The organism is Microbacterium sp. W4I4 (genome assembly GCF_030816235.1).
Classification (GTDB): domain Bacteria; phylum Actinomycetota; class Actinomycetes; order Actinomycetales; family Microbacteriaceae; genus Microbacterium.
Map to the genome: position 1 here is coordinate 556,788 of NZ_JAUSXT010000001.1, position 24,246 is coordinate 581,033.

Annotated in this window: 29 protein-coding genes; 17 read left to right on the plus strand and 12 right to left on the minus strand. The window is 67.3% G+C overall.

Annotation, left to right across the window (positions count from 1 at the left end; genetic code table 11):
* Nucleotides 1-7 precede the first annotated feature (7 nt).
* Genes QF046_RS02585 through QF046_RS02610 form a run of 6 tightly spaced genes read left to right on the plus strand, consistent with a single transcriptional unit; the run spans nucleotide 8 to nucleotide 6,129 of the window.
* Nucleotides 8-1,681 (plus strand): DUF885 domain-containing protein, encoded by a 1,674-nt coding sequence (locus QF046_RS02585; RefSeq protein WP_307365902.1) that lies wholly within the window; start codon nucleotides 8-10, stop codon nucleotides 1,679-1,681.
* Nucleotides 1,682-1,722: 41 nt separating this feature from the next.
* Nucleotides 1,723-3,075, plus strand: a complete 1,353-nt coding sequence (locus tag QF046_RS02590; RefSeq protein ID WP_307365904.1) for an MFS transporter — start codon at nucleotides 1,723-1,725, stop codon at nucleotides 3,073-3,075.
* Between the two features lie 41 nt (nucleotides 3,076-3,116).
* Nucleotides 3,117-3,872 (plus strand): SGNH/GDSL hydrolase family protein, encoded by a 756-nt coding sequence (locus QF046_RS02595; RefSeq protein ID WP_307365906.1) that lies wholly within the window; start codon nucleotides 3,117-3,119, stop codon nucleotides 3,870-3,872.
* A 5-nt stretch (nucleotides 3,873-3,877) separates the two neighbouring features.
* Nucleotides 3,878-4,525 (plus strand): YitT family protein, encoded by a 648-nt coding sequence (locus QF046_RS02600; protein ID WP_307372652.1) that lies wholly within the window; start codon nucleotides 3,878-3,880, stop codon nucleotides 4,523-4,525.
* 17 nt (nucleotides 4,526-4,542) lie between these two features.
* Nucleotides 4,543-5,271: an SUMF1/EgtB/PvdO family nonheme iron enzyme gene (locus QF046_RS02605; RefSeq protein WP_307372655.1), complete on the plus strand. Its 729-nt coding sequence runs from the start codon at nucleotides 4,543-4,545 to the stop codon at nucleotides 5,269-5,271.
* 39 nt (nucleotides 5,272-5,310) lie between these two features.
* Nucleotides 5,311-6,129, plus strand: coding sequence for an arginase family protein (locus QF046_RS02610; RefSeq protein ID WP_307365908.1), 819 nt, complete (start codon nucleotides 5,311-5,313; stop codon nucleotides 6,127-6,129).
* A gap of 4 nt (nucleotides 6,130-6,133) precedes the next feature.
* Here QF046_RS02610 and QF046_RS02615 read toward each other — a convergent pair whose 3' ends face one another.
* On the minus strand, nucleotides 6,134-7,462 hold the full coding sequence (locus tag QF046_RS02615) for a nitrate/nitrite transporter (RefSeq protein WP_373425646.1): 1,329 nt from the start codon (nucleotides 7,460-7,462) through the stop codon (nucleotides 6,134-6,136).
* Between the two features lie 257 nt (nucleotides 7,463-7,719).
* Here QF046_RS02615 and QF046_RS02620 point away from each other — a divergent pair, with 257 nt between their 5' ends.
* From QF046_RS02620 to QF046_RS02635, 4 genes are all read left to right on the plus strand, one after another.
* Entirely contained in the window at nucleotides 7,720-8,697 is a 978-nt protein-coding gene (locus tag QF046_RS02620) for an acyl-CoA desaturase (RefSeq protein ID WP_307365910.1), read from the plus strand.
* 12 nt (nucleotides 8,698-8,709) lie between these two features.
* A complete protein-coding gene (locus tag QF046_RS02625) occupies nucleotides 8,710-8,934 on the plus strand; it encodes a ferredoxin (RefSeq protein ID WP_307365912.1) in 225 nt (74 codons plus the stop codon).
* On the plus strand, nucleotides 8,912-10,549 hold the full coding sequence (locus tag QF046_RS02630) for a bifunctional phosphatase PAP2/diacylglycerol kinase family protein (RefSeq protein ID WP_307365913.1): 1,638 nt from the start codon (nucleotides 8,912-8,914) through the stop codon (nucleotides 10,547-10,549). The genes QF046_RS02625 and QF046_RS02630 overlap by 23 nt, the downstream gene beginning before the upstream one ends.
* Nucleotides 10,550-10,614: 65 nt before the next feature.
* The gene (locus tag QF046_RS02635) at nucleotides 10,615-11,697 is read left to right on the plus strand and encodes a DNA polymerase IV (protein ID WP_307365915.1); all 1,083 of its coding nucleotides are present in this window, start codon (nucleotides 10,615-10,617) and stop codon (nucleotides 11,695-11,697) included.
* 126 nt (nucleotides 11,698-11,823) lie between these two features.
* Here QF046_RS02635 and QF046_RS02640 read toward each other — a convergent pair whose 3' ends face one another.
* Nucleotides 11,824-12,309 carry an HIT family protein gene (locus QF046_RS02640; RefSeq protein ID WP_307365917.1) on the minus strand — a complete coding sequence of 162 codons (486 nt, stop codon included), beginning with the start codon at nucleotides 12,307-12,309 and terminating at the stop codon, nucleotides 11,824-11,826.
* A gap of 31 nt (nucleotides 12,310-12,340) precedes the next feature.
* Between QF046_RS02640 and QF046_RS02645 the strand changes: the two genes are divergently transcribed.
* Nucleotides 12,341-12,841 carry a GNAT family N-acetyltransferase gene (locus tag QF046_RS02645; protein ID WP_307365919.1) on the plus strand — a complete coding sequence of 167 codons (501 nt, stop codon included), beginning with the start codon at nucleotides 12,341-12,343 and terminating at the stop codon, nucleotides 12,839-12,841.
* Here the strand turns inward: QF046_RS02645 and QF046_RS02650 are convergent.
* Nucleotides 12,838-13,299 carry a GNAT family N-acetyltransferase gene (locus QF046_RS02650; protein WP_307365921.1) on the minus strand — a complete coding sequence of 154 codons (462 nt, stop codon included), beginning with the start codon at nucleotides 13,297-13,299 and terminating at the stop codon, nucleotides 12,838-12,840. The two genes, QF046_RS02645 and QF046_RS02650, sit on opposite strands and share 4 nt — an antisense overlap.
* A 50-nt stretch (nucleotides 13,300-13,349) precedes the next feature.
* Between QF046_RS02650 and QF046_RS02655 the strand changes: the two genes are divergently transcribed.
* On the plus strand, nucleotides 13,350-13,901 hold the full coding sequence (locus QF046_RS02655) for a GNAT family N-acetyltransferase (protein WP_307365922.1): 552 nt from the start codon (nucleotides 13,350-13,352) through the stop codon (nucleotides 13,899-13,901).
* Complete coding sequence (locus QF046_RS02660) at nucleotides 13,898-14,371, plus strand: DUF1990 family protein (protein ID WP_307365924.1); 474 nt, start codon at nucleotides 13,898-13,900, stop codon at nucleotides 14,369-14,371. Before QF046_RS02655 ends, QF046_RS02660 begins: the two co-directional genes overlap by 4 nt.
* Before the next feature lie 36 nt (nucleotides 14,372-14,407).
* Here QF046_RS02660 and QF046_RS02665 read toward each other — a convergent pair whose 3' ends face one another.
* The 8 genes from QF046_RS02665 to QF046_RS02700 all read right to left on the minus strand — a co-directional run bounded on the left by QF046_RS02665 (nucleotide 14,408) and on the right by QF046_RS02700 (nucleotide 20,488).
* Complete coding sequence (locus tag QF046_RS02665) at nucleotides 14,408-14,938, minus strand: GNAT family N-acetyltransferase (RefSeq protein WP_307365926.1); 531 nt, start codon at nucleotides 14,936-14,938, stop codon at nucleotides 14,408-14,410.
* Between the two features lie 262 nt (nucleotides 14,939-15,200).
* Entirely contained in the window at nucleotides 15,201-15,626 is a 426-nt protein-coding gene (locus QF046_RS02670; RefSeq protein WP_307365928.1) for a type II toxin-antitoxin system VapC family toxin, read from the minus strand.
* Nucleotides 15,623-15,883 (minus strand): type II toxin-antitoxin system Phd/YefM family antitoxin, encoded by a 261-nt coding sequence (locus QF046_RS02675; RefSeq protein ID WP_307372660.1) that lies wholly within the window; start codon nucleotides 15,881-15,883, stop codon nucleotides 15,623-15,625. Before QF046_RS02675 ends, QF046_RS02670 begins: the two co-directional genes overlap by 4 nt.
* A gap of 66 nt (nucleotides 15,884-15,949) precedes the next feature.
* On the minus strand, nucleotides 15,950-16,750 hold the full coding sequence (locus QF046_RS02680) for a bifunctional 2-polyprenyl-6-hydroxyphenol methylase/3-demethylubiquinol 3-O-methyltransferase UbiG (protein WP_307365931.1): 801 nt from the start codon (nucleotides 16,748-16,750) through the stop codon (nucleotides 15,950-15,952).
* A complete protein-coding gene (locus QF046_RS02685; RefSeq protein WP_307365934.1) occupies nucleotides 16,747-17,274 on the minus strand; it encodes a GrpB family protein in 528 nt (175 codons plus the stop codon). The genes QF046_RS02680 and QF046_RS02685 overlap by 4 nt, the downstream gene beginning before the upstream one ends.
* Nucleotides 17,261-19,609: an excinuclease ABC subunit UvrA gene (locus tag QF046_RS02690; protein ID WP_307372664.1), complete on the minus strand. Its 2,349-nt coding sequence runs from the start codon at nucleotides 19,607-19,609 to the stop codon at nucleotides 17,261-17,263. The genes QF046_RS02685 and QF046_RS02690 overlap by 14 nt, the downstream gene beginning before the upstream one ends.
* 14 nt (nucleotides 19,610-19,623) lie before the next feature.
* Entirely contained in the window at nucleotides 19,624-20,034 is a 411-nt protein-coding gene (locus QF046_RS02695; RefSeq protein ID WP_307365936.1) for a VOC family protein, read from the minus strand.
* A gap of 10 nt (nucleotides 20,035-20,044) precedes the next feature.
* A complete protein-coding gene (locus QF046_RS02700; protein WP_307365937.1) occupies nucleotides 20,045-20,488 on the minus strand; it encodes a helix-turn-helix transcriptional regulator in 444 nt (147 codons plus the stop codon).
* 105 nt (nucleotides 20,489-20,593) lie between these two features.
* Here QF046_RS02700 and QF046_RS02705 point away from each other — a divergent pair, with 105 nt between their 5' ends.
* Nucleotides 20,594-21,166, plus strand: a complete 573-nt coding sequence (locus tag QF046_RS02705) for an HdeD family acid-resistance protein (protein ID WP_307365939.1) — start codon at nucleotides 20,594-20,596, stop codon at nucleotides 21,164-21,166.
* Here the strand turns inward: QF046_RS02705 and QF046_RS02710 are convergent.
* The gene (locus QF046_RS02710) at nucleotides 21,153-21,917 is read right to left on the minus strand and encodes an SDR family oxidoreductase (protein WP_307365941.1); all 765 of its coding nucleotides are present in this window, start codon (nucleotides 21,915-21,917) and stop codon (nucleotides 21,153-21,155) included. The two genes, QF046_RS02705 and QF046_RS02710, sit on opposite strands and share 14 nt — an antisense overlap.
* Nucleotides 21,918-22,032: 115 nt before the next feature.
* Between QF046_RS02710 and QF046_RS02715 the strand changes: the two genes are divergently transcribed.
* The 3 genes from QF046_RS02715 to QF046_RS02725 are packed head-to-tail and all read left to right on the plus strand — an operon-like array spanning nucleotide 22,033 to nucleotide 24,202.
* Nucleotides 22,033-22,506 (plus strand): NfeD family protein, encoded by a 474-nt coding sequence (locus QF046_RS02715; RefSeq protein WP_307365943.1) that lies wholly within the window; start codon nucleotides 22,033-22,035, stop codon nucleotides 22,504-22,506.
* An 8-nt stretch (nucleotides 22,507-22,514) separates the two neighbouring features.
* Nucleotides 22,515-23,444, plus strand: a complete 930-nt coding sequence (locus QF046_RS02720) for an SPFH domain-containing protein (RefSeq protein ID WP_307365946.1) — start codon at nucleotides 22,515-22,517, stop codon at nucleotides 23,442-23,444.
* Entirely contained in the window at nucleotides 23,441-24,202 is a 762-nt protein-coding gene (locus tag QF046_RS02725) for a glycerophosphodiester phosphodiesterase family protein (protein ID WP_307365948.1), read from the plus strand. The genes QF046_RS02720 and QF046_RS02725 overlap by 4 nt, the downstream gene beginning before the upstream one ends.
* The last annotated feature ends 44 nt before the right edge of the window (nucleotides 24,203-24,246 follow it).

Below are 24,246 nucleotides of genomic sequence, written 5' to 3' on the forward strand. Positions count from 1 at the left end.
CGACCCCATGACTGCTGAAGCCCGCACCCCGTCCGCGATCGATGATGTCGCCGAGCGCTGGGTGGACACCCTGGTCGACCTGTCGCCGGTACTGGCCACCTACATCGGCCGGAACGAGGCCAACGGACGGCTCGATGATGTCAGCCCGGAGGGCCATGACCGCTCCGTCGCCGCCGCTCGTGCCGCGCTGGCCGAGCTCGACGCGCTGGAGCCCGTCGACCGCATCGACGAGGTCACGAAGACCGACCTGTCGGCCGAGTTGCGCCTGCAGGTGGAGCTGCACGACGCGCAGTGGCACCTGCGCGACCTCAACGTGATCGCCTCGGCGCCGCAGGATTTCCGCCAGGCGTTCGACCTGATGCCGACCGCGCAGGTCGACGACTGGGCGGTCGTCGCCGAGCGTCTGGCCGCCGTGCCCGACGCGCTGCGCGGCTACGTCGACACACTTCGGGAAGGCATCCGTCAAGGCGTCGTCCCCGCACGCCGTCAGGTGAGCGAAGTCGCCACCCAGATCGCGCGTTACAGCGCCGATGACGGCTTCTTCGCCAAGTTCACCGCCGACGCGACGCCTGCGGAGGGGCAGCTTCCTGCCTCGCTGGCACGCGACCTGGCGGACCGTGCGGGCGCGGCGCGCCTCGCCTACGACGAGCTGCGTTCCTTCCTGATCGGGGAACTGGCACCGGTGGCATCCGAGGAGGATGCCGTGGGCCGCGATCTGTACGCTCTGAACTCGCGCCGGTTCCTCGGTGCGACGATCGACCTCGACGAGACCTACGAGTGGGGCCGCGACGAGCTCGCGCGAATGGTCGCCGAGCAGCAGTCGATCGCGGAGGAGATCCTGCCCGGCGCCTCCGTGGAGGAGGCGGTCGCGCACCTCGAGGCCGACCCTGCGCGCAAGCTTCACGGCACCGAAGCGCTGCAGCGGTGGATGCAGGAGACCAGCGACCGCGCTATCGCCGAGCTCGGCGCCAGCCATTTCGACATCCCCGAGAAGATCCGGGCGCTGGAGTGCATGATCGCTCCCACCCAGGAGGGTGGGATCTACTACACAGGCCCCACCGATGACTTCTCACGCCCCGGCCGCATGTGGTGGTCGGTGCCCGAGGGTGTGACCGAGTTCGACACCTGGCGCGAGCTGACCACGGTGTACCACGAGGGCGTTCCCGGCCATCACCTGCAGATCGCGCAGGCCACCTACAACCGGGCCGAGCTGAACACGTGGCGTCGCGTACTGGCGGGCACTTCCGGACACGCAGAGGGCTGGGCGCTGTACGCGGAGCGTCTCATGCAGCAGCTGGGCTATCTCGACGATCCGGCCGACTGTCTCGGCATGCTCGACGGTCAGCGACTGCGTGCACTGCGCGTGGTGCTCGACATCGGTGTGCATCTGGGCAAGCCCCGCCTGGACGGAGACGGGGTCTGGGACCATGACTATGCGCTGGAGATGATGCGCCACAACGTGAACATGTCCGACGAGTTCCGCCAGTTCGAGGTGAACCGCTACCTGGGCTGGCCAGGGCAGGCGCCGTCGTACAAGGTCGGGCAGCGGATCTGGGAGCAGGTCCGCGACGGTGTGCACGAGCGGGAAGGCGACGCCTTCTCCTTCAAAGACTTCCACAAGCGCGCGCTCGACATCGGCGGAGTGGGGCTCGACACCCTCCGCAACGTCCTGCTCGACTGATCCGCGCCATCCGCACGCGGGCGCGGCTCTACGATGAGAGCATGTCCGGACCAACGCTCTCGAGCCGATCCTCGCTCGCCGCACGTCTTGATGCGCTGCCGTTCACACGGTCGCATCTGCGGGTCCTGACGGGTTCCGGCGTCGGCTGGGCGCTGGATGCCATGGACGTGGGCCTGATCTCGTTCATCATCGCCGTGCTCGCCCAGCAGTGGTCGCTGTCTCCCGCGGAGACGGGCTGGATCGCCTCGGTCGGCTTCATCGGCATGGCGATCGGCGCGGGTGTCGGTGGCCTGCTGGCCGACCGCCTGGGCCGGCGACAGGTGTTCGCCATCACGCTGCTGGTCTACGGTGTGGCGACCGGAGCGAGCGCCCTGGTCGGGGGAGTGGCGATGCTGCTCGTGCTGCGCTTCTTCGTCGGGCTCGGCCTCGGTGCAGAACTGCCCGTGGCGTCGACATACGTCAGCGAGTTCGCTCCGGCGGCGATCCGGGGCAGGCTCATCGTCATCCTCGAGGCGTTCTGGGCGGTCGGCTGGACCGCCGCGGCCCTCATCGGCTACTTCGTGATCCCGGCGTCCGAAGACGGCTGGCGCTGGGCCTTCGCGCTGGGTGCCATCCCTGCCGCCTATGCGCTGGTGGTGCGGTGGGGTCTGCCCGAGTCGCCCCGCTGGCTGGCATCCCGCGGCCGCATCGGGCAGGCCGATCGGATCGTGTCCTCGCTCGAGACGGATGCCGCGCTGCAGCGGACCCAGACGATCCGCAAGGCGCCGGCGGTCGAGCCTCTGGCAGCCACGGCATCCGCGCGCATGCGCACTCTGTGGTCGCCGGAGTTCCGGCTGCGCACACTCAGCGTCTGGACGGTGTGGTTCTGCGTGAACTTCGCGTACTACGGCGCGTTCATCTGGATCCCCAGCATCCTCTTCGCCGCAGGCTACGACCTGGTGAAGTCGTTCGGCTTCACCTTGCTGATCACGCTCGCGCAGCTGCCCGGCTATGCGGTCGCGGCCTGGCTCATCGAGGCGTGGGGGCGACGTATCACGCTGTCGGTGTTCCTCGCAGGATCCGCCGTCTCCGCCGTGCTGTTCGGCGTGGCCGACAGCCAGGTCGCCATCATCGCGTCAGGCATGGCGCTGTCGTTCTTCAACCTCGGGGCGTGGGGCGCGCTGTACGCGGTCACCCCGGAGATCTATCCGACCTCGCTGCGGGCGACCGGTGCCGGGTGGGCGGCCGCGGTCGGACGGATCGCCTCGATCGTCGCCCCGCTGGTCGTGCCGGTGCTGCTCGCTCGAGGAGGTGCGCCGCTCGCGTTCGTCATCTTCTCCGCCTTCTTCGTGGTCGCCACCGTCGCTGCGTGGGGACTCGTCGACCGACGCGGAAAGTCGCTCGACGACCGTTGACACGTCGCTCGGCGCTCTCCAGCGGTCATAGGCTGGAAGGCATGGCGGAAGTGCGTTTCGTGGCGATCGGAGACTCGTTCACAGAGGGTGTCGGTGACGAGCTTCCCGACGGGACGGTACGCGGTTGGGCCGACATCGCCGCGCAGGGGTGGGCGAATGCCGCAGGCACAACGATCGAGTACGCCAATCTCGCCATCCGGGGACGGCTTGCCTGGCCGATCGTCGAGCAGCAGCTGGAGCCTGCGCTGGCACTGCGACCGACCCACCTGTCCTTCAACGCCGGCGGCAATGACATGCTCCGCCCGAACGCCGACATCGAGCACATCGCCGATGCGTTCTCCCGTGTGCTGCGGCGCTGCGACGAGGAGGGCGTGCGGCTGATCGTGCTGTCCGGCGCCAACCCGAGCGGACGTCTGCCGATGGGCAAGATGGTGCAGCGTCGCGGTGATCAGCTGTCCGAGGCCGTCATACGTCGCATCGAGGACCGCCCGGACGTCATCCGGGCGCTGAACTGGCCGGACACCGAGCTCTCGCGCGCACCGTACTGGTCGGAGGACCGACTGCACATGAACACGCACGGCCACCACCGGGTCGCGGCCCGCGTGCTGCACGCTCTGGGCTACGAACCGCCGGCCGAGTGGTGGTCCCCGGCCGCGCACCCGCCCGCTGGTCCCAGCGGCTACACGTACTACCGCGAGTTCGTCGGCCCCTGGGTCAAGCGGCGCGTCACCCGGACCTCGTCCGGCGATGGCCGGACGGCGAAGTACGGGGCGTGGGTCGAACGGAATCCGCAGTGACGGCGATGGCGGGCCGGCGGATGCCGCGACGCATCGTCCAGCTGCTGATCGGGCTGTTCCTGTACGGCATCGGAATCGCGTTCATCATCCGGGGTGCTCTCGGCGCCGCTCCGTGGGATGTCCTCTCGCAGGGCATATCGATGCATCTGCCGCTGAGCTTCGGCATGATCACGATCATCGTCAGCGCGATAGTGCTGCTGGTCTGGATACCGATCCGTCAGAAGCCCGGCGTCGGGACCATCCTCAACGCCGTGCTGGTCGGCCCGTCCGCCGATATCGGATTCCTGGTGATCCCGGAGACGGATCTCCTCTGGGTGCGCGTGGTGTTCTTCGTGATCGGCCTCACCACGCTCGCCGCCGCCACCGGCCTCTACATCGGCGCCCATTTCGGTCCCGGGCCCCGCGACGGGCTCATGACAGGACTTCATCGGGTGACAGGGCGCCCGATCTGGATGGTGCGCACCGCGCTGGAGATCACGGTGGTCGTGATCGGCTGGCTCCTCGGCGGCATCGTCGGGTTGGGGACCGTCGCCTTCGCGCTGCTCGTCGGACCGATGTGCCAGTTCTTCATGCGGGTGTTCGAGGTGAAGCTGCCCCAGCGTCCCGTTTCGAGCAGAGATGAAGACCTGCGGCCGGACTCCGTGACGGGCTGATCGTGGATATCACGGAGATGCGGATGATGCCCGCGGGCACTGTCACCCTGCATGACGCGCGACGCAACGAGCACAGGACCGTCGAGCTCGAGCCGTTCGAGATCGGCGTGTATCCCGTCACCGAGGAGCTGTTCGCGGAACTCCTCGGTGTGCCGTCGCAGCATCCGCGGCGCCCTGCCCGCGATCTCAGCTGGCTGCGGGCGATCCGGTTCTGCAACGCGGCCTCGGAGTGGGAGGGCTACGACCCCGCGTACACGTACGACGGCGAGGACGTGACGTGGCATGTCGACAGTGACGGGTACCGTCTGCCCACCGAAGCGGAGTGGGAGTTCGCCTGCCGGGCGGGGTCCGTGGGGCCGCACTACGGGCCGCTCGCGGATGTCGCCTGGACGGCGCTGGACGGCGTGAGCGCGCCCCAGGACGTCGGCGCCAGACTCCCCAACCTGAACGGGCTGTTCGACACGCTCGGCAACGTCTGGGAGTGGTGCTGGGATCTGCTGGATCCCGAGCGTTACGACGACTACCGCGTGTTCCGCGGCGGCGGTTTCAGCGACGATGCCTGGAGCGTGCGCGCATCGGTGCGCCGCGGGGGCGGGCCGCGCATGCATCATGATGATGTCGGGATGCGGTTGGCGCGGGGCGGATTCGACACGGAGCAGGCCGCGCAGGGCTGGTCGGCGGCGGCGGACATCGAACGCGGCGGCCGCGGGGGACCGCGTCCGATCGGATGGACGCCGCGGCGCTGAAGCGCTGCGCGCGAGCAGGACGACCACGAGGAGAAGCGCATGTCACGCAAGATCGATGTCATCATCTCGCAGGGGCGGGTCGGGGATCGCTCCGACGGCGCCCTTCCCGGCGCGCTCAAAGCAGGCAGGGCACTCGGCCGACTGCTGAGCGTGGACCCGCGCATCGTCGGCACGCCGTCTGCGGCGGTCACCGATGATTGGACGGTGAGCCTGCCTGCAGCATCCGAGACTCTGACCGTGCTGCGGGACGCGCTTCGCGAATCTCTCGACGCCGGGAGCGTACCCGTCCTGGCCACGAACACGTGCGGGGCGAGTGTGGGTACGCTGCCGACGGTCGCCGAGCGGTTCCCCGATGCCGTCGTGCTCTGGATCGACGCGCACGGCGACTTCAACACACCCGCGACCACCGAGTCCGGCTATCTGGGCGGCATGGTGCTGGCGGCGGCGTGCGGACTGTGGGACAGCGGTCACGGTGCCGGCCTGGATCCGACGCAGGCGATCATCGTGGGCGGTCGGGACATCGACCCGGCTGAGGCGGATCTGCTCGAGCGCAGCGGTGTCAGGGTGCTTCCTCCGGCGCAGAGCACTCCGGCTCGGGTCGCGGAACTGGTCGGCGACCGGGACGTGTGGATCCATGTCGACTGGGACGTTCTGGAGCCCGGTTACATCCCCGCCGCGTATCGCGTGGAGCAGGGACTCCTGCCGCACGAGATCGCTGCGATCTTCTCGGCGTTGCCCACCGAACAGGTGCGCGGCGTCGAACTGGCCGAGTTCGAGGACGACGACCTGGAGGTGCCTTCGCGCGTCAGCGTGGAGCTGATCCTGGAGACCTTCCAGGCGCTGGGGCTGCAGAAGTAGACCGTCAGCGGCGGCGTCTGCGCTCGGGATCCACCCCGATGCGGATGCGGGTGCGCTTGCGTTCGATGATGATCATCGTGATGCCGAGGATCCACAGCGGCACCTGGGTGAAGAACGCCCAGCGGAAGGCATCCATCGAATAGGTCGACGGCGTTCCGGCTCCCTGGAGGTCGAGCATGAGCCCGATCAGGAAGATCGCCGTCAGGGCGGCGAGGAAGCCGCCGGAGTTCGTGACGCCGGTCGCCGTGCTGAGGCGATGAGCGGGGTTGTGCGTGCGTGCGTGGTCGAAGGCGATCATGGATGCCGGGCCGCCGGCCCCGAGACACATCACGAGCACGACAAGCAGCCATACCGGGGCTGGACCGGGCCAGAAGATCACCAGCAGCCACGCGATGACCTGCACACCGATGCTCGGCAGCACGAGTGCGAGCGAACGGCGCAGCGGACTGCGGCGGGAGAGCTCTCCGAGGATCGGCCCCAGGACCATGGCGACGACGACGTTCAGCGACAGCAGGCCTGCAGCGGCCGCATTCGAGAGGCCCTCGCCCGCCGTCAGGAACGGCATGCCCCACAGGAGAAGGAACGCGGTGCCCGCGAAGGGCGTCGTGAAGTGCGACCAGAAGGCGAGCCGGGTACCGGGGTGAGCCCAGGCCGCGCGGATGCCGACGCCGGTGTCGATCGATGAGGTGACCACTCGGATCACGCCTGTCTCGGTGTTGACCGTGACGTCCTCCGTGCGCTCGGGAGGCCGGTTGCGCACGATCGCCCAGACCAGGATCGCGAACAGGACGCCGAGTCCTGACACGCTGCCGAACGTGATCGTCCAGGTGGTGGAGTGCAGCAGGGCCGCCAGCGGAAGCAGAGCGACCAGCTGCCCGGCCTGACCTGCGATACCGGTCATCTGCACCATCAACGGGCTTCGCTGCGCGGGGAACCAGGTGGCGACCAGCCGCAGTACGGCGGGGAAGATCGCGGCGTCACCGGCGCCGAGAAGCACGCGCGCGACGATCGCGACGCCGATGCTGGGCGAGACCGCCATGACGAACTGGCCGGCCGCCATCAGCAGCATCCCGATCACCATGATCGGACGCGACCCGAATCGATCGAGCAGCACCCCGATGGGGATCTGCATGCCACCGTAGACGGCGAGCTGCACGACGGCGAAGAGCGAGAGCGTGGCGGCATCCGCCTGGAACCGCTCGGCCGCGTCGACGCCGGCCGCGCTCAGCGAGCTGCGGTTCACGATCGCGAGCACATACGCGGCGACGGCGACCGACCAGATCAGCCAGCCGCGCCAGCTCGGCGAGCTGCGGGGGAGGGGAGTGGCGGTCACTCCATCAAGATTAGTGGGCGCACGGCTGCGGCTGTCTCGACTATCGACTCGTCGTGCGAGTGTCAAGGCTGTGGCGAGCGTTCTCTCCGGTACATCATCATCGCAACTGAGCGGATATCCGAGGAGATGATGGCAATGATCCATTCCAGCGGAACGACCCAGAGCGGCCTTGAGATACTCCGGAAGCAGCGATGACCGGGGAGAGGTACGTGGAGGCCTTCCATGCTCTGTCCGCAGAAGCCAACGAAGCCGGACTGATGAGACGTCGATACGGCTTCTACTGGACGATGATCCTGTTCTGGATGCTCGCGGTCGCAGCCATCCTCATCGGCGTCGTCCTCCTGGGACCGACGTGGTGGCAGCTTCTGCTGGCGGCGCTGCTGGGGCTGGCGTTCGCCCAGCTAGGCTTCCTCGGTCACGAGGCCGCGCACCAGCAGGTCTTCGCTTCGGCCGGGTGGAACGAATGGATGTCGCGGGTGATTGCCGGACTGTTCACCGGCCTCAGCTTCGGCTGGTGGGTCGACAAACACGGTCGGCATCACGCGAACCCCAACCAGGATGCCCTCGATCCGGACGTCGACGCCGGGGTGGTCTCATTCACTCCCGAGGGCACCGACCGCCGGTCCGGCGTCATGGCGAAGATCGGCGAATACCAGGGCTACTACTTCCTCCCCGTCCTGCTGTTCGAGGGGGCGTCTCTCCATGTCGACTCGTTCAGGAACATCCTGTCGGGAAGGAACGTCACGCGCCGCTGGACGGAGATCGTCTTCGTCGGGGTCCACTTCGTCGGATACCTGGCTCTGCTGTTCATCGTGCTGCCACCGGGCATGGCGATCGCCTTCTTCGCCGTGCAGCTCGCTGTCTTCGGATTCCTCCTCGGCGGCGCGTTCTCACCCAATCACATCGGGATGCCGACCGTGCCGCACGACGTGGACCTCGACTTCCTGCGACGACAGGTCTACATGTCACGAAACGTGCGTGGCGGGCCGGTCGTGCATTTCTTCATGGGAGGACTCGAGTACCAGATCGAACATCACCTGTTCCCGATGGCACCCAGGCCGAACCTGCGGGCACTGCAGACGGTCGTGCGCCGACACTGCGCCGAGCAGGGCATACCGTACACCGAGACCTCGCTCGGTGAGGCGTTTCGCACGATCATCGCTTATCTCAATCAGGTGGGGTTGAAGAATCGCGATCCCTACACCTGCCCGCTCGTGAGACAGTACCGAGGCTGAGGAGGCCAGTCCATGAAGGTGACAGCGAACCCGACGACCTGCATCGCTTCCGGCAACTGCAGTCGCACCGCCCCGCGTGTCTTCGCGAACCTCGAGGAGAACCATGGATTCGTCAGCATCCTGAATGAGCATCCCGAGGACTCCGACTGGGCCGCCGTGCGCGAAGCGGAGAGCCTGTGCCCTTCGGCGACCATCCGCATCGAGGACGATTCTGATGACATTCCAACCGGGACGTGAGGCAGCCCGCGCTCTACGCTCGATCCATGAGTCGACCGCGCATCCGTTCGTCGCCCTGCGTCGAGCCCGCATCCTGCCGCGCTGGATGCGCCGGCTTGATGCCCGCACCGCGCGGGCGATCAACCGGCGCCGCGTTCCCGCGTACGTCGATCGCCGGTTCGTCCGGATCTCACGGCTTGCCGACCGCAGCCGGCTGTGGTTGGTCATCTCCTTCCTGCTCTACGCCATGGGCGGTCGGGCCCGGCGCGGGGCCGTGCGCGGCGCCGCGTCGCTCGTCGTCGGCAGCGTGCTGGCGAACCTGGTGGGCAAGAAGATCTTCGGCGGCGACCGGCCTCTGCTGAAGGATGTGCCGGTGCCTCGTCGTCTGAAGAGGTTTCCCACATCAGCGTCGTTCCCGTCCGGGCACGCGGCATCGGCTGCGGCGTTCGTCACCGGAGTGGCGCTCGAGTCCGGCCGAACAGGTCTCCAGCTGGCGCCGCTCGGCACCGCGGTGACGTACTCCCGGCTTCACACCGGCGCGCACTGGCTTTCGGATGTGATCGGGGGAGTGGTGCTGGGAAGCGCGGTCGCGGTCGCCGGGCGGATGCTGATTCCCGCTCGCCCGACGCCTCCACCCGTGCGCTCCGCGCCGGCCGTCGGGCTGCCGGCCCTGCCGGGCGGGGAAGGCGCCTTCATTCTCGTCAACGGATCCTCGGGGATCGATCCACGCCGCCCGGACCCGGTCGAGTTCCTCTCCGACGCGCTGCCGGACGCCCGCATCCATGTCCTTCGGGACGGTGACGACATTCCGGGCCTCGTGCGCGAGGCAGCCGGGTCGCAGGCGCCGCCGCGGGTGCTGGGGGTCTGGGGCGGGGACGGCTCGGTCGCGGCCGCCGCAGATGCCGCGCGCAGCGTCGGTCTTCCCCTGCTCGTGCTTCCCGGCGGCACCTTCAATCATTTCGCCCGCACGGCTGGCATCCCGACGATCGATGACGCCTTGGAGGCTCTCCGGACGGGTGCAGGTCGGCGCGTCGATGTCGCCGAGCTCGCGCTCGACGCAGGCGAGTCCTTCACCGTGCTCAACGGGGCCTCCGTCGGTGTCTATGCGGGCTTCGTCTCGGAGCGCGAACCGAGGGAGAAGGGACTGGGCAAGCCGCTCGCCGCGCTCGTGGCCGCGGCGCGGGTGCTGGCGCGGGCAGAGGCAATGCCGGTGAGCGTCGACGGGCATCCGGCCAGGGTGTGGTCCGTCGCTGTGGCAGTCGGGCAGAACTCGTCGGCATCCATGGTTCCGCTCCAGCGCCGCCACCTCGACGACGGGCTTCTCGACGTGCGCGTGCTGCACGCGGTCGGCAGGATGCCGCGGCTGCGCGGCCTGGTGGCGCTTGCTTTCGGCGCGCGGGCATCCTCGCTGCTGGATCGCGTGCCCGGACGCGGCGGGCTCAGGACGATCGAAGCGTTCACCGCGAGGACGGTGCGGATCGAAGTCCGGACGGAACCCGGACAGACGATCGGAATCGCCCACGATGGCGAGGTGACGGAGACCGGGCTGCGCGGCGGCGGTGCCGTGGCCACGGTCACCATTGCCGCCGGGGGCCTGGACGTGTACAGCGTCGCCGCGCCCGATGATGCCCGGTGACCTGCGCGGTCCGCCGCGCTCAGAGGTTCCGTGACAGAACGAGCGGAAGCGCGCACACTCGAGGCATGAGTCCGATTCCCTGGGTGCTTCACGTGGATATGGATCAGTTCATCGCGGCCGTGGAGGTGCTGCGACGACCGGAGCTCGCCGGTCGGCCCGTCATCGTCGGCGGGAACGGCGATCCGACCGAACGTGCGGTGGTCTCCACCGCGTCCTACGAGGCGCGCGCCTTCGGGATCGGATCGGGGATGCCGCTCAAGATCGCCGCACGCAAGGCACCGGACGACGCTGTCTTCCTGCCCGTGGACCACGCCGCGTACGAGCAGGCATCCGCCGAGGTCATGGGTGCGCTGCGAGAACTGCCCGGAGTCATCCTGGAGGTGATCGGCTGGGACGAGTGCTTTCTGGGCACGACGACAGATGATCCCGAGTCCGTCGCCGTCGCGGCCCAGCAGGCGGTGCTCGCTGCCACGTCGCTGCACTGCTCTGTCGGGATCGGCGACAACAAGGTGCGGGCCAAGATCGCGACCGAGTTCGGCAAGCCCCGCGGGATGTTCCGTCTCACGGAGCAGAACTGGTTCGAGGTCATGGGGGACAAGTCCACTCGTGAGCTCTGGGGCGTGGGGTCGCGTGTGCAAGCGCGCCTCGCCGAGCACGGCATCCGCACAGTGCGGGAACTGGCGGACGCGGACGAGGCGGAGATCGTTGGCGAATTCGGTCCGAAGATGGGTGTCTGGTACCACGGGCTCGGCTTCGGGCACGGTCCAGCCGTGGTCGACGACGCCCCCTGGGTAGCCCGCAGTCACAGTCGCGAGACGACTTTCCAGCAGAACCTGACCACACGCGCGGAGATCGAGGCGGCGATCAGCGGGCTCGCAGCGCAGGCCTTCGCCGATTGCGCCGCGGAAGGACGACCGGTCATGCGGGTTCACCTGAAGGTGCGCTATGCGCCTTTCGAGACGCGCACTGTGGGCCGCAGGCTCCCCGAGGCGACCATCAGCAGCGCTGATTTCATCGCAGCCGCACTCGCGCTCAGCGCCGGGCTCGACCCTGACCGAGAGGTCCGTCTGCTGGGCGTCCGCGCCGAGATGTCGATGCCCGGCGGCGGCGACGCGATCGAGCGTACGCCGGTGCGCGGCCGGATCTGAACGTTCAAGGGGATCCGTCGGTGCTGACGTGAAGTCAGCATCTGCCAGCAGGTGTCCGGAGCTTGCAGTCGCGCCCACTCGTCGTCCGTCCACCACACGGCTTCAGAGTAGCGGCGAACGCTTCGTTCAGATGTCGAACTGATACGGCATGCCCAGCGCACCCCTCAGCTTGAGTGCATAGGGCTCTCGCTCGGAAGGCCCGACCCAGTGCGAGTCTTCGTGCCGCTGATAGAGACGATCGTTCTCATACCGCGGAAACACGTGCACGTGCAGATGCCAGACATCCTGGTTTCCGGCGGGCTCGTTGTGCTGGCGGAGGGAGGTTCCCTCGCAGCCGTATGCCGTCCGCATCGACGTCGCCACCCGCTGGACGAGATCCCACATGGCGTGGCCGTCCGCGGTGGGAAGGTCATAGATGTTCTCGATGTGCGCCCGGGGCATCACCAGCACCGCACCCGGATTGTCCGGCCACCACTTCGGCGCGATGCGGGCATACGCATGGTCGGTTACCGCGATGACATCCGAGGATCGGTTGCGCTCGTTGAAGACGCCCAGTTGGAGGCGGCAGAACGGACAGTCATAGCCTTCCGGCTCATGGGAGGTCGCGGGCACGCTTGATCCTCTCACTTCTAGACTGAGTCGCATGCTGACGACGCCGCGACTGCTGCTCCGGCCGCAAGAGACGGCCGACGCCGAGGTGTTCCATCAGCTCTGGTCGGAGCGTGATCCGCGAGTGCCTGGGCATCGACGACTCGACGAGCAGGGGAGACCCACTGTAGAGGACATCGCAGAGGACATCCGGCAGTCGGGGTCCACCTCCCTGCTGCTCAGCGCCGTGCTACGCGAGAGCTCGGAACTGATCGGTTATGCGGGCCTGATCTTCAGCGGGAAGGGCGCCGAGAACGAGCCGGAGATCGCGTTCGAGCTGCTGCAGCGCACACACGGGAACGGGTACGCGACCGAGGCAGGCGAGGCCGTACTGGCGTGGGCGAGAGAGCTCGGACACCGCCGGCTCTGGGCGTCGGTGTGGGACTGGAACATCGCATCGCTCCGAGTGCTGGAGAAGCTGGGCTTCCGCGACGCGGGCGTGCAGCATCCGGCCATGGAACACGGCCGGACGATCCTCACGGTGCGGGAGCTCTAGAGCGTCAGCATCATCGAGGAGATTCCCGGACGTTCGGATTCTGTGCGCCGGAACCCCGCCCGCTCGTACGTGGTGATGGCCGGAAGATTGCCGTCGATCACGTTCAACGACAGCTGCGTCGCACCGAGCTCGCGAGCCCTCTCCTCGGCGAGGACGACGAGCATGTGGGAGAGGCCGCGGCCGCGCAGCGCGGGATCGATGATGACGCGGGCGAGACGCGCCGTGCCGTCTTTGAGCGTGAGATCGAAATGCCCCGCGATCGCGCTGTCGGTGCTGTCGCGGTTGTCGACAACGACCCACGCGGTGAGCCCGGGTATCTGCGCCATGACCTGCAGATGGCTGGGCTCGATCGGCCACGTCAGGCGCGGACCGGTGAACAGGTACAGCCCTTCGGCATCGTCGATCCACGAGGCGACGGTCTCGCAGTCGGCGTCGATACGCGCCCGGGTTTCCCACATGTCGACCATTCTCGCCGTCTCCGACTGCGGAGGCATGCCAGGCTTGCCGCATGGGACAGCGGACGACGCCGACGGTTGTGGGGGAGAGGGTGACGCTTCGCGACTTCACGGAGCGTGACGTCGCGCTGGTTGCATCCGTCGTGGATGACCCGCTGATCCCACTCATCAGCACGGTTCCGGCCCAGGGCGATCGGTCTCAGATCTTCGCTTACATCGAACGTCAGCGAGGACGCGCGATCAGCGGGGCGGGGTATCAGTTCACGGTCGTCGACAAGGCGACCGACGAGCCGGTCGGGCAGGTCGGCCTGACGTTCCGGGAGCCGATGCTCGAACGCGCCAGCGTGGGGTACTGGATCGCACCGGACCGCCGGGGAGCGGGATTCGCGACGGCTGCCATCCAGGTACTGGTCGGGTGGGCGTTCGCGCACCTGCCTATCCAGCGTCTCGAACTCTACGTCGAACCCTGGAATGAAGGATCCTGGCGGGCAGCCGAGGCTGCCGGGTTCCAGCGCGAGGGCCTGCTTCGACAGTGGGAACACGTCGGATCCGAGCGCAAGGACATGTACATGTATGCACTGCTGCGGGAACCCGGGATGAGATGACCTGTCCTGACCTGCCCGATTGGCCGCCGACTGATCGAAGTCACCGCCGCTCCGAGATCTCCGCGATCATCGGGCGCGGTGATGCGGCGTGGGAGCGAGCCGCGCACGACATCCTGCGGTGGGGTGTGAAGACCGCCAGCGGATTCACCGTCGATTCGTCGGGGCCCGTGTCAGCGGGGGAGCGCGTCACGGTGACTGCACGCATACTCACCGCGACCGTCGTCGAACCGGTGGAGGTGGTCGCCGTCGTCGACGAAGCCGACCGCGTCGGATTCTCGTACCGCACTCTGCCCGGGCATCCGGTCAGCGGTGAAGAAGCGTTCATCGTGCATCGTCACGGGGATGACGTGAGGATCACCGTGCGCTCACTGACGCGGGCGGCGCCGCAGCAGCCGTGGAGGGCGCTGTATCCGCTGCTGCGCATCGCTCAGCTGTTCGCACGACGCCGCTACCTGAAGGCGCTGCGCTGAACTGACGGGGTCGGGGAGCCGACACGGGCTCCCGAATCAGTGCCGAGCGCTCCACTGCGAACGGAGGACGCCCATGACCACGATGTCCTCGTAATGCCCGCGAACCCAAGCATGCTCACGAAGGTGTCCTTCGATGACGAGTCCGGCCTTCTCATACGCGCGGATTGCGGCCAGGTTGCTCGCAATCGTCTGAAGGTGCACTCGATGCAGGTTGCAGCGCGTGAAGGCGAACTCGATGATCTGCGTGACCGCTTCGGCTCCGATCCCTTTGCCTCGAGCGGTCGGCTGAAGGGCGATGCCGACCTCGGCATGGCGAGCCAGGTCATCGAAATCGAAGAGCGAGACGCTGCCGACTGCCCGGCCGTCGAGGTCGATCACGAAGCGGACATCCTTGTCGGAGGCCGTTTCGGACGGCATCAGGCGGGCGTCGAATGCACTCCGCGTCAAGGGCGCCGGCATTGACGCACTGCGTTCCTCCCAGGTGTCAAGCTCTGCAGCGATCGCGTACAGCATGTCGAGATCGCTTGCGGTGACGCATCGGAGACTGACTGCGGACGGGGCGGACATGCCCAAATCGTACTCGTCACCGATCCGGCGCGGCCCAGCGCGTCATTCGAACTTTCATGAGCCCGTCGAAATCGGGATCCGCGAACTCAGCTTCAGACCGCTCTTCCGGAGGCTGACATGTCGAACGAGACAACTGACATATCTAGCGAGACCGGACAGCAAGAGTCTACGAGTCGGGGAGCACAGTAGATCAGTGGTTCTGACATAATGTGCATTATCGGTTGTTCCACGAGTGACCAATTCCGCAGACAGTCGCAAGAACTCAGACGTTCGTGTCACCGACCGGAAGCCCGTGGCGACGCCAGGCCTCGCAGAGCGTTCTGTCACCGGACAGTGCCACGACGTCGAGGGGCACGAGCCTCAATGCGCTCGCGCAGTGAACGGCGTCGTAACCCCGAAGCGCATCGGAATGAGCCAGGATCGCTGCGGCATGCATCAACGCCTCGTCGACCTCGACGACGGAGACCTCCTTCCAGAGCGCGTCCAGCACCGCATGGGCTGCTTCATGCTCGCCGGCATCGATCCGATGAGCCCGCAACGCCGACGCCAGCGCTGCGGATGCCTCGACGTAGGTGATCCGAGACGAGAACTTCATGCTCGCTTCATCCCACAGTCGCGCGCAGCGTGCCGCGCTCGGCTCGGTGATCGTCAGAGGCATGAGCGCGGACGTGTCCAGATAGACGATCATCTGCGCTGTTCGGCGATCAGGTCAGTGACACGTACGCCTTCACCGGCCTTCACGGGTTCCGGCCGCGGCGCCTTGGGCCGCTCGGCGGGCGCCACCAGACCCTCGGCGATCAGTCGTTCCAGCGCGCTGGGCGCGTCGTAGGCCACCAGGCGGGCTACTGCCCTGCCGTGGTCCGTGACGACGATCTCCTCGCCGTCGCGCGCTGCGGCGACGAACCGACTCAAGCCGTCCCGCAGTTCGCGGATTCCTACGTTCATCACTCCCCCATTAGTGGCGCTTTTATGACATATATTCTAGCCACTTCTCGTTCCGGGGTGCAAGGATCAGGCAGGCACTCGCGCCACAGCGAGCAGATGCGCGCTCTGGTCGCGGATACCGGGAGCAGCGGATGCCGCGCGCGCCACAGTCAGCGCAGCGTCCCGCACATCGTTGGGAACGTCGCCGGCTGATTCGAGCAACAATCCGGCGGGCCCCTCCACGCCGAAGACATCGATGACGTCCAATCCGGCATCCGCGACCTCTGCTGCCAACTCCTCGGACGTGTGGAAATGACCCGCGGGGAACCGCAAACCCGAACTCGGAGTGCCGTCGGCGATCAGGGCCGCCCACTCCCCCGGAATCGGCGACGGCACCGGTCTGCCCAACGATGCGGCCCCGAACGCGACATAACGTGAAAGTCCGGCAGCGAGAACAACCCCGCCGGGTCGCACCACGCGCGCGGATTCGAGTAGGGACGCCACGCGTTCATCCCGCGAGGCGAGGTGGTAGAGCGGGCCGAGCAGGATCGCCGCGTCGAAGGAGTCGTCCTCGAACGCCAGCGAGCGGGCATCCCCCACCGCCGCCGAAACGCCGACCGCCTGCGCCTGCTCGACATGTCGAAGCACCGGATCGATCATCTCGACGGCGTATCCGGCATCCATCAACGCTCGGGAGTGGATGCCGGCGCCGCCGCCGACATCCAGCACGCGCCCGCTCGGCGCATGCTCACGGATGATCTCCTGCGTCCGCTGGAACTCCAAGGGGCCCTGCGCGGATCGGGTCGTCAGCCGGACATGCTCATCGAACACCTCGCCGTAGTACGTCTGAATGCGCGCGTCGATGTCGTTCTGATCCTCGGCCGTCATGCACTCGAGGATATGGGTTGGCCCGAGCGATGCTCGTCCAGCAGCTCACGCATGATCTGCGTCTTGCCAGCGGTGTACTCGCCCCATCCCGTCTCACCATCGGCGAGTCTGCGCTTGACTGCGAGGTATGACTCGCGAGCGTACGACGAAGCGCGCAGCAGGTCGCGGAAGTCGAGGCGGTCCTGCCATTGCCCGCCGCCGATGGTGACCACGTGGACTACGGCATCCCGATCGAGACGCGAGGGCAGACACAGCCAGGCATGATCCGGCCTGACACCCTCACGGTCGAACCCGTCATCGCGCAGAGCGACCGCGGATGCCGCAACGGCATCCGCCTGGACGCCGACGAGCACATCGACGACATCCTTCGTTGGCAGGCCGGGTACCGCGGTCGAGCCGATGTGCTCGACCGCGGCGTCCGGCAGGACGTAGAGGATGCGGGCGCGCAACGCTGCGAAACGCCGCTCCCACTGCACAGGACGCGGCGCGACCAGCGAGACTGCGAGGTCTTCAGGACCCGACATAGGCCGCCAGGTGCTCCCCCGTGAGTGTGGATCGGTCCGCCACCAGTTCTGCGGGCGTTCCCTCGAACACCACGCGACCGCCATCGTGTCCGGCGCCGGGACCGATGTCGATGATCCAGTCGGCGTGCGCCATCACCGCCTGGTGGTGTTCGATGACGATCACGGTCTTACCCGACTCCACCAGGCGATCCAGCAACCCGAGGATCTGCTGCACGTCCGCGAGATGCAGTCCGGTGGTCGGCTCGTCCAGCACGTAGACGTCGCCCTTCTCCCCCATCTGAATGGCGAGCTTCACGCGCTGACGTTCGCCGCCCGACAGCGTCGACAACGGCTGACCGAGCGAGAGGTAGCCGAGTCCGACATCCTCCAACCGCCCCAGGATGGCTGCCGCCGCCGGAAGCTTGGTCTCGTCTGCAGTGAAGAACTCCCGCGCCTTCGAGACGGGCAGATCCAGCACCTCGGTGATGTCCAGGCCGCCGAGCTTGTACTCGAGCACGCCCGCCTGGAACCGCTTGCCGCCGCAGTCCTCGCAGGGCGTCTCGATGGTGTCCATGAAGCCCAGTTCGGTCACGATCACCCCCGCGCCCTTGCAGGTCGGGCAGGCGCCCTCCGAGTTCGCACTGAACAGTGCCGGCTTCACGTCGTTCGCCTTGGCGAAGGCCTTGCGGATCGGCTCCAGCATCCCGGTGTACGTCGCGGGATTGCTGCGGCGCGATCCCTTGATCGCACTCTGATCGATCGAGACGACGCCCTCGCGCGGCGAGACCGAGCCGTGGATCAGCGAGCTCTTGCCGGACCCTGCGACTCCCGTCACGACGGTGAGCACGCCGGTGGGGACGTCGACATCCACGTCCTGCAGGTTGTTCGCCGTCGCTCCACGGATCTCGATCGGTTCCGACCCTGAGCGCACCGACTCCTTCAGCGACGCCCTGTCGTCCAGATGCTGACCGGTGAGCGTTCCACTGGCGCGCAGGCCCTCCACGGTGCCCTCGAAGCAGATCTCTCCACCGGCTCGCCCGGCACCAGGGCCGAGATCCACGACATGGTCGGCGATCTCGATCGTCTCGGGCTTGTGCTCCACGACCAGTACCGTGTTGCCCTTGTCGCGCAGTTCGCGCAGCAGAGCGTTCATGCGCTGGATGTCGTGCGGATGCAGGCCGATGGTCGGCTCGTCGAACACGTACGTGACATCGGTGAGCGACGAGCCCAGGTGGCGCAGCAGCTTGATCCGCTGCGCCTCTCCCCCACTCAGCGTGCCCGAGGGGCGATCGAGACTCAGGTAGCCGAGCCCGAGCGACACGAATGAGTCCAGGTTCGCGCTCAGCGCGGTCAGCAGCGGGCCGGCGCCGGCGAGATCCAATCCGCGCACCCATTCGGCCAGGTCGGTGACCTGCATGCGGCACGCGTCGGCGATGCTGACCCCGCCGATCTTCGACGAGCGTGCGCCCTCCGTCAGGCGGGTGCCCTCGCACTCCGGGCAGGTGGCGAACGTCGCCACCTTCTCGACGAAGCGGCGGATGTGCGGCTGCAGGGCGTCCAGATCCTTCGACAGCATCGACTTGGTGATCTTCGGGATCAGACCCTCATAGGTGATGTTGATGCCGCTGATCTTGACCTTGGTCACGTCGCCGTAGAGAAAGAGCTGTCGCTGCTTGTCGGTGAAGGTCGCGATCGGCTTGTCGGCGGGATAGAAGCCCGATCCTGAGAACTGCTTCACCATCCAGCCGTCGGCGGTGTATCCGGGCACCATGATCGCCCCGTCCTCCAGCGACTTCGCCTGGTCCACGATCTGCGCCAGGTCGATGTCGGAGACTGCTCCCCGACCCTCGCACCGCGGGCACATGCCGCCCAGATAGATGGCGTCCTTGACGATCTTCTTCTCACCCTTGGGCCCGGTCATCACCCCGCTGGCCTTCTGAGTGGGGATGTTGAACGAGAACGCCGTGGGGCCGCCGATGTACGGCTGACCGAGCTTGGAGAACAGGATGCGCAGCATCGCGTTCGCATCCGTCACCGTGCCGACCGTGGACCGGGGGTTCGCGCCGAGACGCTCCTGGTCGACGATGATCGCCGTGGTCAGCCCCTCCAGCACGTCCACGTCGGGCCGGGGCACGGAGGGCATGAACCCCTGCACGAACGCGCTGTAGGTCTCGTCGATCAGGCGGCGGGACTCCGCCGCGATCGTGTCGAAGACAAGCGAGCTCTTCCCCGAGCCCGAGACGCCGGTGAACACCGTCAGGCGCCGCTTGGGAAGGACGACGCTGACGTCCTTCAGGTTGTTCTCTCGTGCGCCTTCGACGCGGATGCGGTCATGATTGTCGGCGGTGTGCGCCATGGGGAACCTCTCGCTCACGCGGACTGCTGCAGACGCACCATATTGCCAGCCGGATCGCGGAACGCGCAGTCACGCAGGCCGTACGGCTGATCGATCGGCTCCTGCACGACATCCGCGCCCCTCGCCTCGATCTCCGCGAACGCCGCATCCACATCCGCGGTCTCCAGGACGACGCCGCCGTAGCTGCCCTTCGCCATCAGCTCCAGAATGGTCGAGCGCTCGTCGTCGTTGATGCCGGGATCGACCGCGGGCGGCGTCAGGACGATCGCCGTGTCGGGCTGTCCCACCGGACCGACGGTGATCCATCGCATCCGCCCCTGGCCGACATCCATCCGGATCTCGAAGCCGAGCAGGTCTCGGTAGAACGCCGCCGAAGCCTCGGCGTCGGTGTGCGGAAGGAAACTGGCCTTGATCGTGATGTCCATGACCGCGACGCTACCGGGACTCCGGACGCCGCGCTTCTCGATTCCTGATCGGTCTCGTCGCCTGTTTCTCCAGCCACGACGGGACCCCCGGACCATGGCCGGGATCCGCCTTGTATGCACTGGGCGGCATGCCCACGAGTTCGGCGAAGCGGGTGCTGAAAGTGCCCAATGACGAGAAGCCGACCTCGAAGCAGACCTCGGTGACCGACAGGTCGCCGCGGCGCAGCAGCGCCATCGCCCGCTCGATGCGTCTGGTCATCAGATAGGAGTACGGAGACTCTCCGAAGGTCTGCTTGAACCGGCGACTCAGATGCCCGGCGGACATGTGGACGCCCTGCGCGAGGGATTCGACATCCAGTGGACGCGCGTACTCGCGGTCGATCCGATCCCGCACCCGGCGAAGCGCGACCAGTTCGCGGAGCCTGTCCTCGGACGGATTCGGATGCCGTGTCACCCGGCCATCGTCGCATGCGGGCCGCGCGCACCGCATCCGCACCCCACGGCGTCCAGCCCAGCCGTTAGGCTGACGACACCGTCCGAGCACCCAGAAAGGCACGTCATGACCGACGCAACCGCACATGTCAGGTCGTTCGTCTCACTCGTCCGCAAGAGCCTCGCCGTGTCCGGCGTGATCATGCTTCTGCTCGGCCTGTTCATCCTGGTCTGGCCGACCAAGACCGCGATGTTCTTCGCCGGGGTGATCGCCGTCTACCTGATCGTGCAGGGGCTCGTCTACATCGGCACCGGCGTCTTCTCCCGCAGCGACGGCGGCTGGTCGCGCCTCGGCCACGTCGTGCTCGGGCTTCTCTATGTCGTCGGCGGAGTCCTCGCGTTCGTGAACCTGTTCGCCTTCACCGCGACCCTCGTGCTGTTCATCGGGATCATGCTGGGCATCACGTGGATCATCGACGGCGTCGTCGCGCTCTCGCTGCTGAATCACGGCAGCTCGCGCATGTGGACGATCATCTACGCGATCCTCAGCATCGTCGCCGGCGTGATCCTGCTGCTCTCGCCGTTCTACGTCGCCGTGTTCTGGTGGCTGACGGGAATCGCGCTGGTGGTGCTCGGCATCCTGCAGATCGTGCGTTCGATCACGCTCCGCAAGGACGCCGCGGCACTCACTCAGGAATGAAGTCGGAGGTGTCGCCGATCAGACGCGTGTTGTCGGCGGGAACCGGATCGACGGCAGCCTGGGCCACCTCGGCCGCGAACTCCGACACGTTGTAGAGCTTGCCGGCCGACTCGCGTCGCCCGGCGATCGCACCCGGGTTCGCGCGCTCGAGAAGCGTCGCCGTGATGGTGCCCTCGATCATGTCGCCGGATACGACGATGAAACCGATCCCCTTATCGGCAAGTCCGGGGATCAGCTCGCGCAGCGCGTCCTCACCGGCCCGCTTCGACTTGGCGACCGGCTCGTACTCGGGCATGGTCGGCGTCGTGCGGATGAAGTGCGCCTGGTGGCTGGTGACGAACACGACGCGTGCGCCCTCCCCCATCAGCTGCTCCGCTGCCTGCAGCACGTTCACCTGCGCGTCGCGATTGAGAACCAGCGCGTAGTCCTCGGCCACACCGGACTCCATGCCGCCCGAGGCGTTCAGCACCAGCACGTCCAGGCGACCGAACTCGGCACGCACCTGATCGAACATGCCGGACACGGATGCCGGGTCGGTCAGGTCCGCACCGACGACGAGCACGCGGCGTCCGAGCGCGCGCAACTCGTTCGCGAGCTTCTCGGCCCGGGGCGCCTTGTTGCGGAAGTTGATTACGACGTCAGCGCCGGCTTCGGCGAAGTAGCGGACGGTGTCGGCGCCGATGCCTCGAGACGAGCCGGTGACGAGAGCCACCTTGCCGTCGAGCGAGCCGGCGGGGAGAACCTGGGTCATTTCTGACTCCTCGTAGTACGGGGTGGTCGCTCGGATGGCGACCTTCCAACCCTACAACGCAGGTGGTGCCATCCCCCGGGAACACCCCCGTGATAGGTTGACCGCAGGAGGGCGCATGAACGGTCTGGAGACAGTGCTCGAGGGCATCGAGCAGTGGGCGTGGATCGGCTGGATCGTGCTCATCGCACTCTTCCTCGTGATCGAGATGCTCACTCTCGACTTCACCTTCCTGATGCTGTCCTTCGGCGGCGCCGTCGGTCTGATCACCGACCTGGTCGGACTGCCGTTCTGGGCGCAGGTGATCATCGCCGCCGCTGCCGCAGCCGCGTTCATCTTCTTCCTGAGACCGCCGCTGCTGCATCGGCTGCGCCGCGGCGAGGATCCCACCAAGTCGAACGTGGACGCGCTTCTCGATCTGCGTGGGACAGTCCTCCAGGACATCACCGAGATCTCCGGCCAGGTCAAGCTCAGCAACGGCGACACCTGGACCGCACGCAGCGCCGACGGCACTGCCATCATCCGCGGCAGCCGCATCGCCGTCTCACAGATCAGCGGTGCGACCGCCATCGTCCGCCCCGTCACCGATTAGGAGCACTGATGGACGATTCCTCGTTCCTCCCCGCCGCGATCGCCTGGATCCTGGCGATCGCCGTCATCATCTTCGTGCTGGTGACGCTGGCGCGGTCGATTCGCATCATTCCGCAGGCCACGGCCGGCGTGGTCGAGCGTCTCGGCCGGTATCACAAGACGCTCGCGCCCGGACTGAACCTGCTGATCCCGTTCATCGATCGTCTGCGGCCGTTGATCGACATGCGCGAGCAGGTCGTCTCCTTCCCGCCGCAGCCCGTGATCACGGAGGACAACCTGGTCGTCTCGATCGACACGGTCGTCTACTTCCAGGTCACGGACGCCCGGGCTGCGACCTACGAGATCGCCAACTACCTCGGAGCCGTCGAGCAGCTCACCACGACCACGCTGCGCAACGTCGTGGGTGGGCTCAACCTCGAAGAGGCCCTCACCAGCCGTGACGAGATCAACGGCCAGCTGCGCGTGGTGCTCGATGAGGCCACCGGCAAGTGGGGCATCCGCGTCTCCCGTGTGGAGCTGAAGGCGATCGACCCGCCCCTCTCCATCCAGGACTCGATGGAGAAGCAGATGCGTGCGGAGCGTGACAGGCGCGCCGCCATCCTCACGGCGGAAGGATCCAAGCAGTCCCAGATCCTCGAGGCGGAAGGCCAGCGTCAGGCGGCCATCCTCAAGGCCGAGGGCGACAAGCAGGCGGCTGTCCTGCGCGCACAGGGTGAGGCCGAGGCCATCCAGAACGTGTTCGCCTCGATCCACGAGGGCCGGCCCGACGACAAGCTGCTCGCCTACCAATACCTGCAGATGCTGCCGAAGATCAGCGAGAGCGCGTCGAGCAAGCTGTGGATCATCCCCAGTGAGCTCACCGAGGCGCTCAAGGGCATCGGCACCGCCTTCACTCCCCGTCAGGGCCCGCCCGCCGGCGACTCGCAGCCCGGCGCGTGACGCACCCGTTCTTCTCCGGAACACGACACCCGCGAGTCCTCGCCCACCGCGGCCTCGTGCCCGACGGCGACACGTCGCTGTGGGAGAACACGGCGGGTGCGTTCGCCGCGGCCCAGGCGGCGGGCGCCGAGTACATCGAGACGGACTGCCAGCTCTCCTCCGACGGCGACGTCGTGCTGTTCCACGACGACTCGATCGAACGGCTCACTGGCGACCCGCGGCTCGTATCCTCGATGCGCACCCGAGAGCTGGAGGGCCTGTTCGCCGATCACGGCGGACTGCTGACCGTGGCAGACGCGCTGGACGCCTTCCCGGAGAGCCGGTTCAACATCGATGTGAAGACCGCAGCCGCGGTCGATCCCATCGGTCGTCTTCTCGCTCCGCACACGCACCGGGTCCTGGTCACCAGCTTCTCCGACCGCACCCGGCTCGCCGCCCTGGACTCGATCAGGCGCGCCGGCGCGCCGACACCGCCCGCCACGTCCGGCGGCAGCCGCACGATCCTCGCGCTGCGCGCTCTCTCCGCGATGCGCCTCTCCCCCGCACGTGTCCTGCGCGACATCGACGCTGTGCAGATCCCGGAGCGTCATGCCGGAATCCGGATCCTCACGCCTCACCTGCTGCGCGCGGCGCACGCTCACGGCGTCGAGGTGCACGTCTGGACGGTCAACGAGCCCGACGTGATGCGGCGGCTCATCGACAGCGGCGTGGATGGCGTCGTCACCGACCGCGCGGATCTCGCCCTGAAGGCCATCTGAGCGCTCATCCGCGCGGAGCGCTGGGATTCCCCTGTGAGTTCCTC

Bases quoted from the DNA above. Each gene is read 5' to 3' on its own strand.
- QF046_RS02585 (WP_307365902.1), top strand. From the start codon at position 8: ATGACTGCTGAAGCCCGCACCCCGTCCGCGATCGATGATGTCGCCGAG.
- QF046_RS02590 (WP_307365904.1), top strand. From the start codon at position 1,723: ATGTCCGGACCAACGCTCTCGAGCCGATCCTCGCTCGCCGCACGTCTT.
- QF046_RS02595 (WP_307365906.1), top strand. From the start codon at position 3,117: ATGGCGGAAGTGCGTTTCGTGGCGATCGGAGACTCGTTCACAGAGGGT.
- QF046_RS02600 (WP_307372652.1), top strand. From the start codon at position 3,878: ATGGCGGGCCGGCGGATGCCGCGACGCATCGTCCAGCTGCTGATCGGG.
- QF046_RS02605 (WP_307372655.1), top strand. From the start codon at position 4,543: ATGCGGATGATGCCCGCGGGCACTGTCACCCTGCATGACGCGCGACGC.
- QF046_RS02610 (WP_307365908.1), top strand. From the start codon at position 5,311: ATGTCACGCAAGATCGATGTCATCATCTCGCAGGGGCGGGTCGGGGAT.
- QF046_RS02620 (WP_307365910.1), top strand. From the start codon at position 7,720: ATGAGACGTCGATACGGCTTCTACTGGACGATGATCCTGTTCTGGATG.
- QF046_RS02625 (WP_307365912.1), top strand. From the start codon at position 8,710: ATGAAGGTGACAGCGAACCCGACGACCTGCATCGCTTCCGGCAACTGC.
- QF046_RS02630 (WP_307365913.1), top strand. From the start codon at position 8,912: ATGACATTCCAACCGGGACGTGAGGCAGCCCGCGCTCTACGCTCGATC.
- QF046_RS02635 (WP_307365915.1), top strand. From the start codon at position 10,615: ATGAGTCCGATTCCCTGGGTGCTTCACGTGGATATGGATCAGTTCATC.
- QF046_RS02645 (WP_307365919.1), top strand. From the start codon at position 12,341: ATGCTGACGACGCCGCGACTGCTGCTCCGGCCGCAAGAGACGGCCGAC.
- QF046_RS02650 (WP_307365921.1), bottom strand. From the start codon at position 13,299: ATGTGGGAAACCCGGGCGCGTATCGACGCCGACTGCGAGACCGTCGCC.
- QF046_RS02655 (WP_307365922.1), top strand. From the start codon at position 13,350: ATGGGACAGCGGACGACGCCGACGGTTGTGGGGGAGAGGGTGACGCTT.
- QF046_RS02660 (WP_307365924.1), top strand. From the start codon at position 13,898: ATGACCTGTCCTGACCTGCCCGATTGGCCGCCGACTGATCGAAGTCAC.
- QF046_RS02665 (WP_307365926.1), bottom strand. From the start codon at position 14,938: ATGTCCGCCCCGTCCGCAGTCAGTCTCCGATGCGTCACCGCAAGCGAT.
- QF046_RS02670 (WP_307365928.1), bottom strand. From the start codon at position 15,626: ATGATCGTCTATCTGGACACGTCCGCGCTCATGCCTCTGACGATCACC.
- QF046_RS02675 (WP_307372660.1), bottom strand. From the start codon at position 15,883: ATGAACGTAGGAATCCGCGAACTGCGGGACGGCTTGAGTCGGTTCGTC.
- QF046_RS02680 (WP_307365931.1), bottom strand. From the start codon at position 16,750: ATGACGGCCGAGGATCAGAACGACATCGACGCGCGCATTCAGACGTAC.
- QF046_RS02685 (WP_307365934.1), bottom strand. From the start codon at position 17,274: ATGTCGGGTCCTGAAGACCTCGCAGTCTCGCTGGTCGCGCCGCGTCCT.
- QF046_RS02690 (WP_307372664.1), bottom strand. From the start codon at position 19,609: ATGGCGCACACCGCCGACAATCATGACCGCATCCGCGTCGAAGGCGCA.
- QF046_RS02695 (WP_307365936.1), bottom strand. From the start codon at position 20,034: ATGGACATCACGATCAAGGCCAGTTTCCTTCCGCACACCGACGCCGAG.
- QF046_RS02705 (WP_307365939.1), top strand. From the start codon at position 20,594: ATGACCGACGCAACCGCACATGTCAGGTCGTTCGTCTCACTCGTCCGC.
- QF046_RS02710 (WP_307365941.1), bottom strand. From the start codon at position 21,917: ATGACCCAGGTTCTCCCCGCCGGCTCGCTCGACGGCAAGGTGGCTCTC.
- QF046_RS02715 (WP_307365943.1), top strand. From the start codon at position 22,033: ATGAACGGTCTGGAGACAGTGCTCGAGGGCATCGAGCAGTGGGCGTGG.
- QF046_RS02720 (WP_307365946.1), top strand. From the start codon at position 22,515: ATGGACGATTCCTCGTTCCTCCCCGCCGCGATCGCCTGGATCCTGGCG.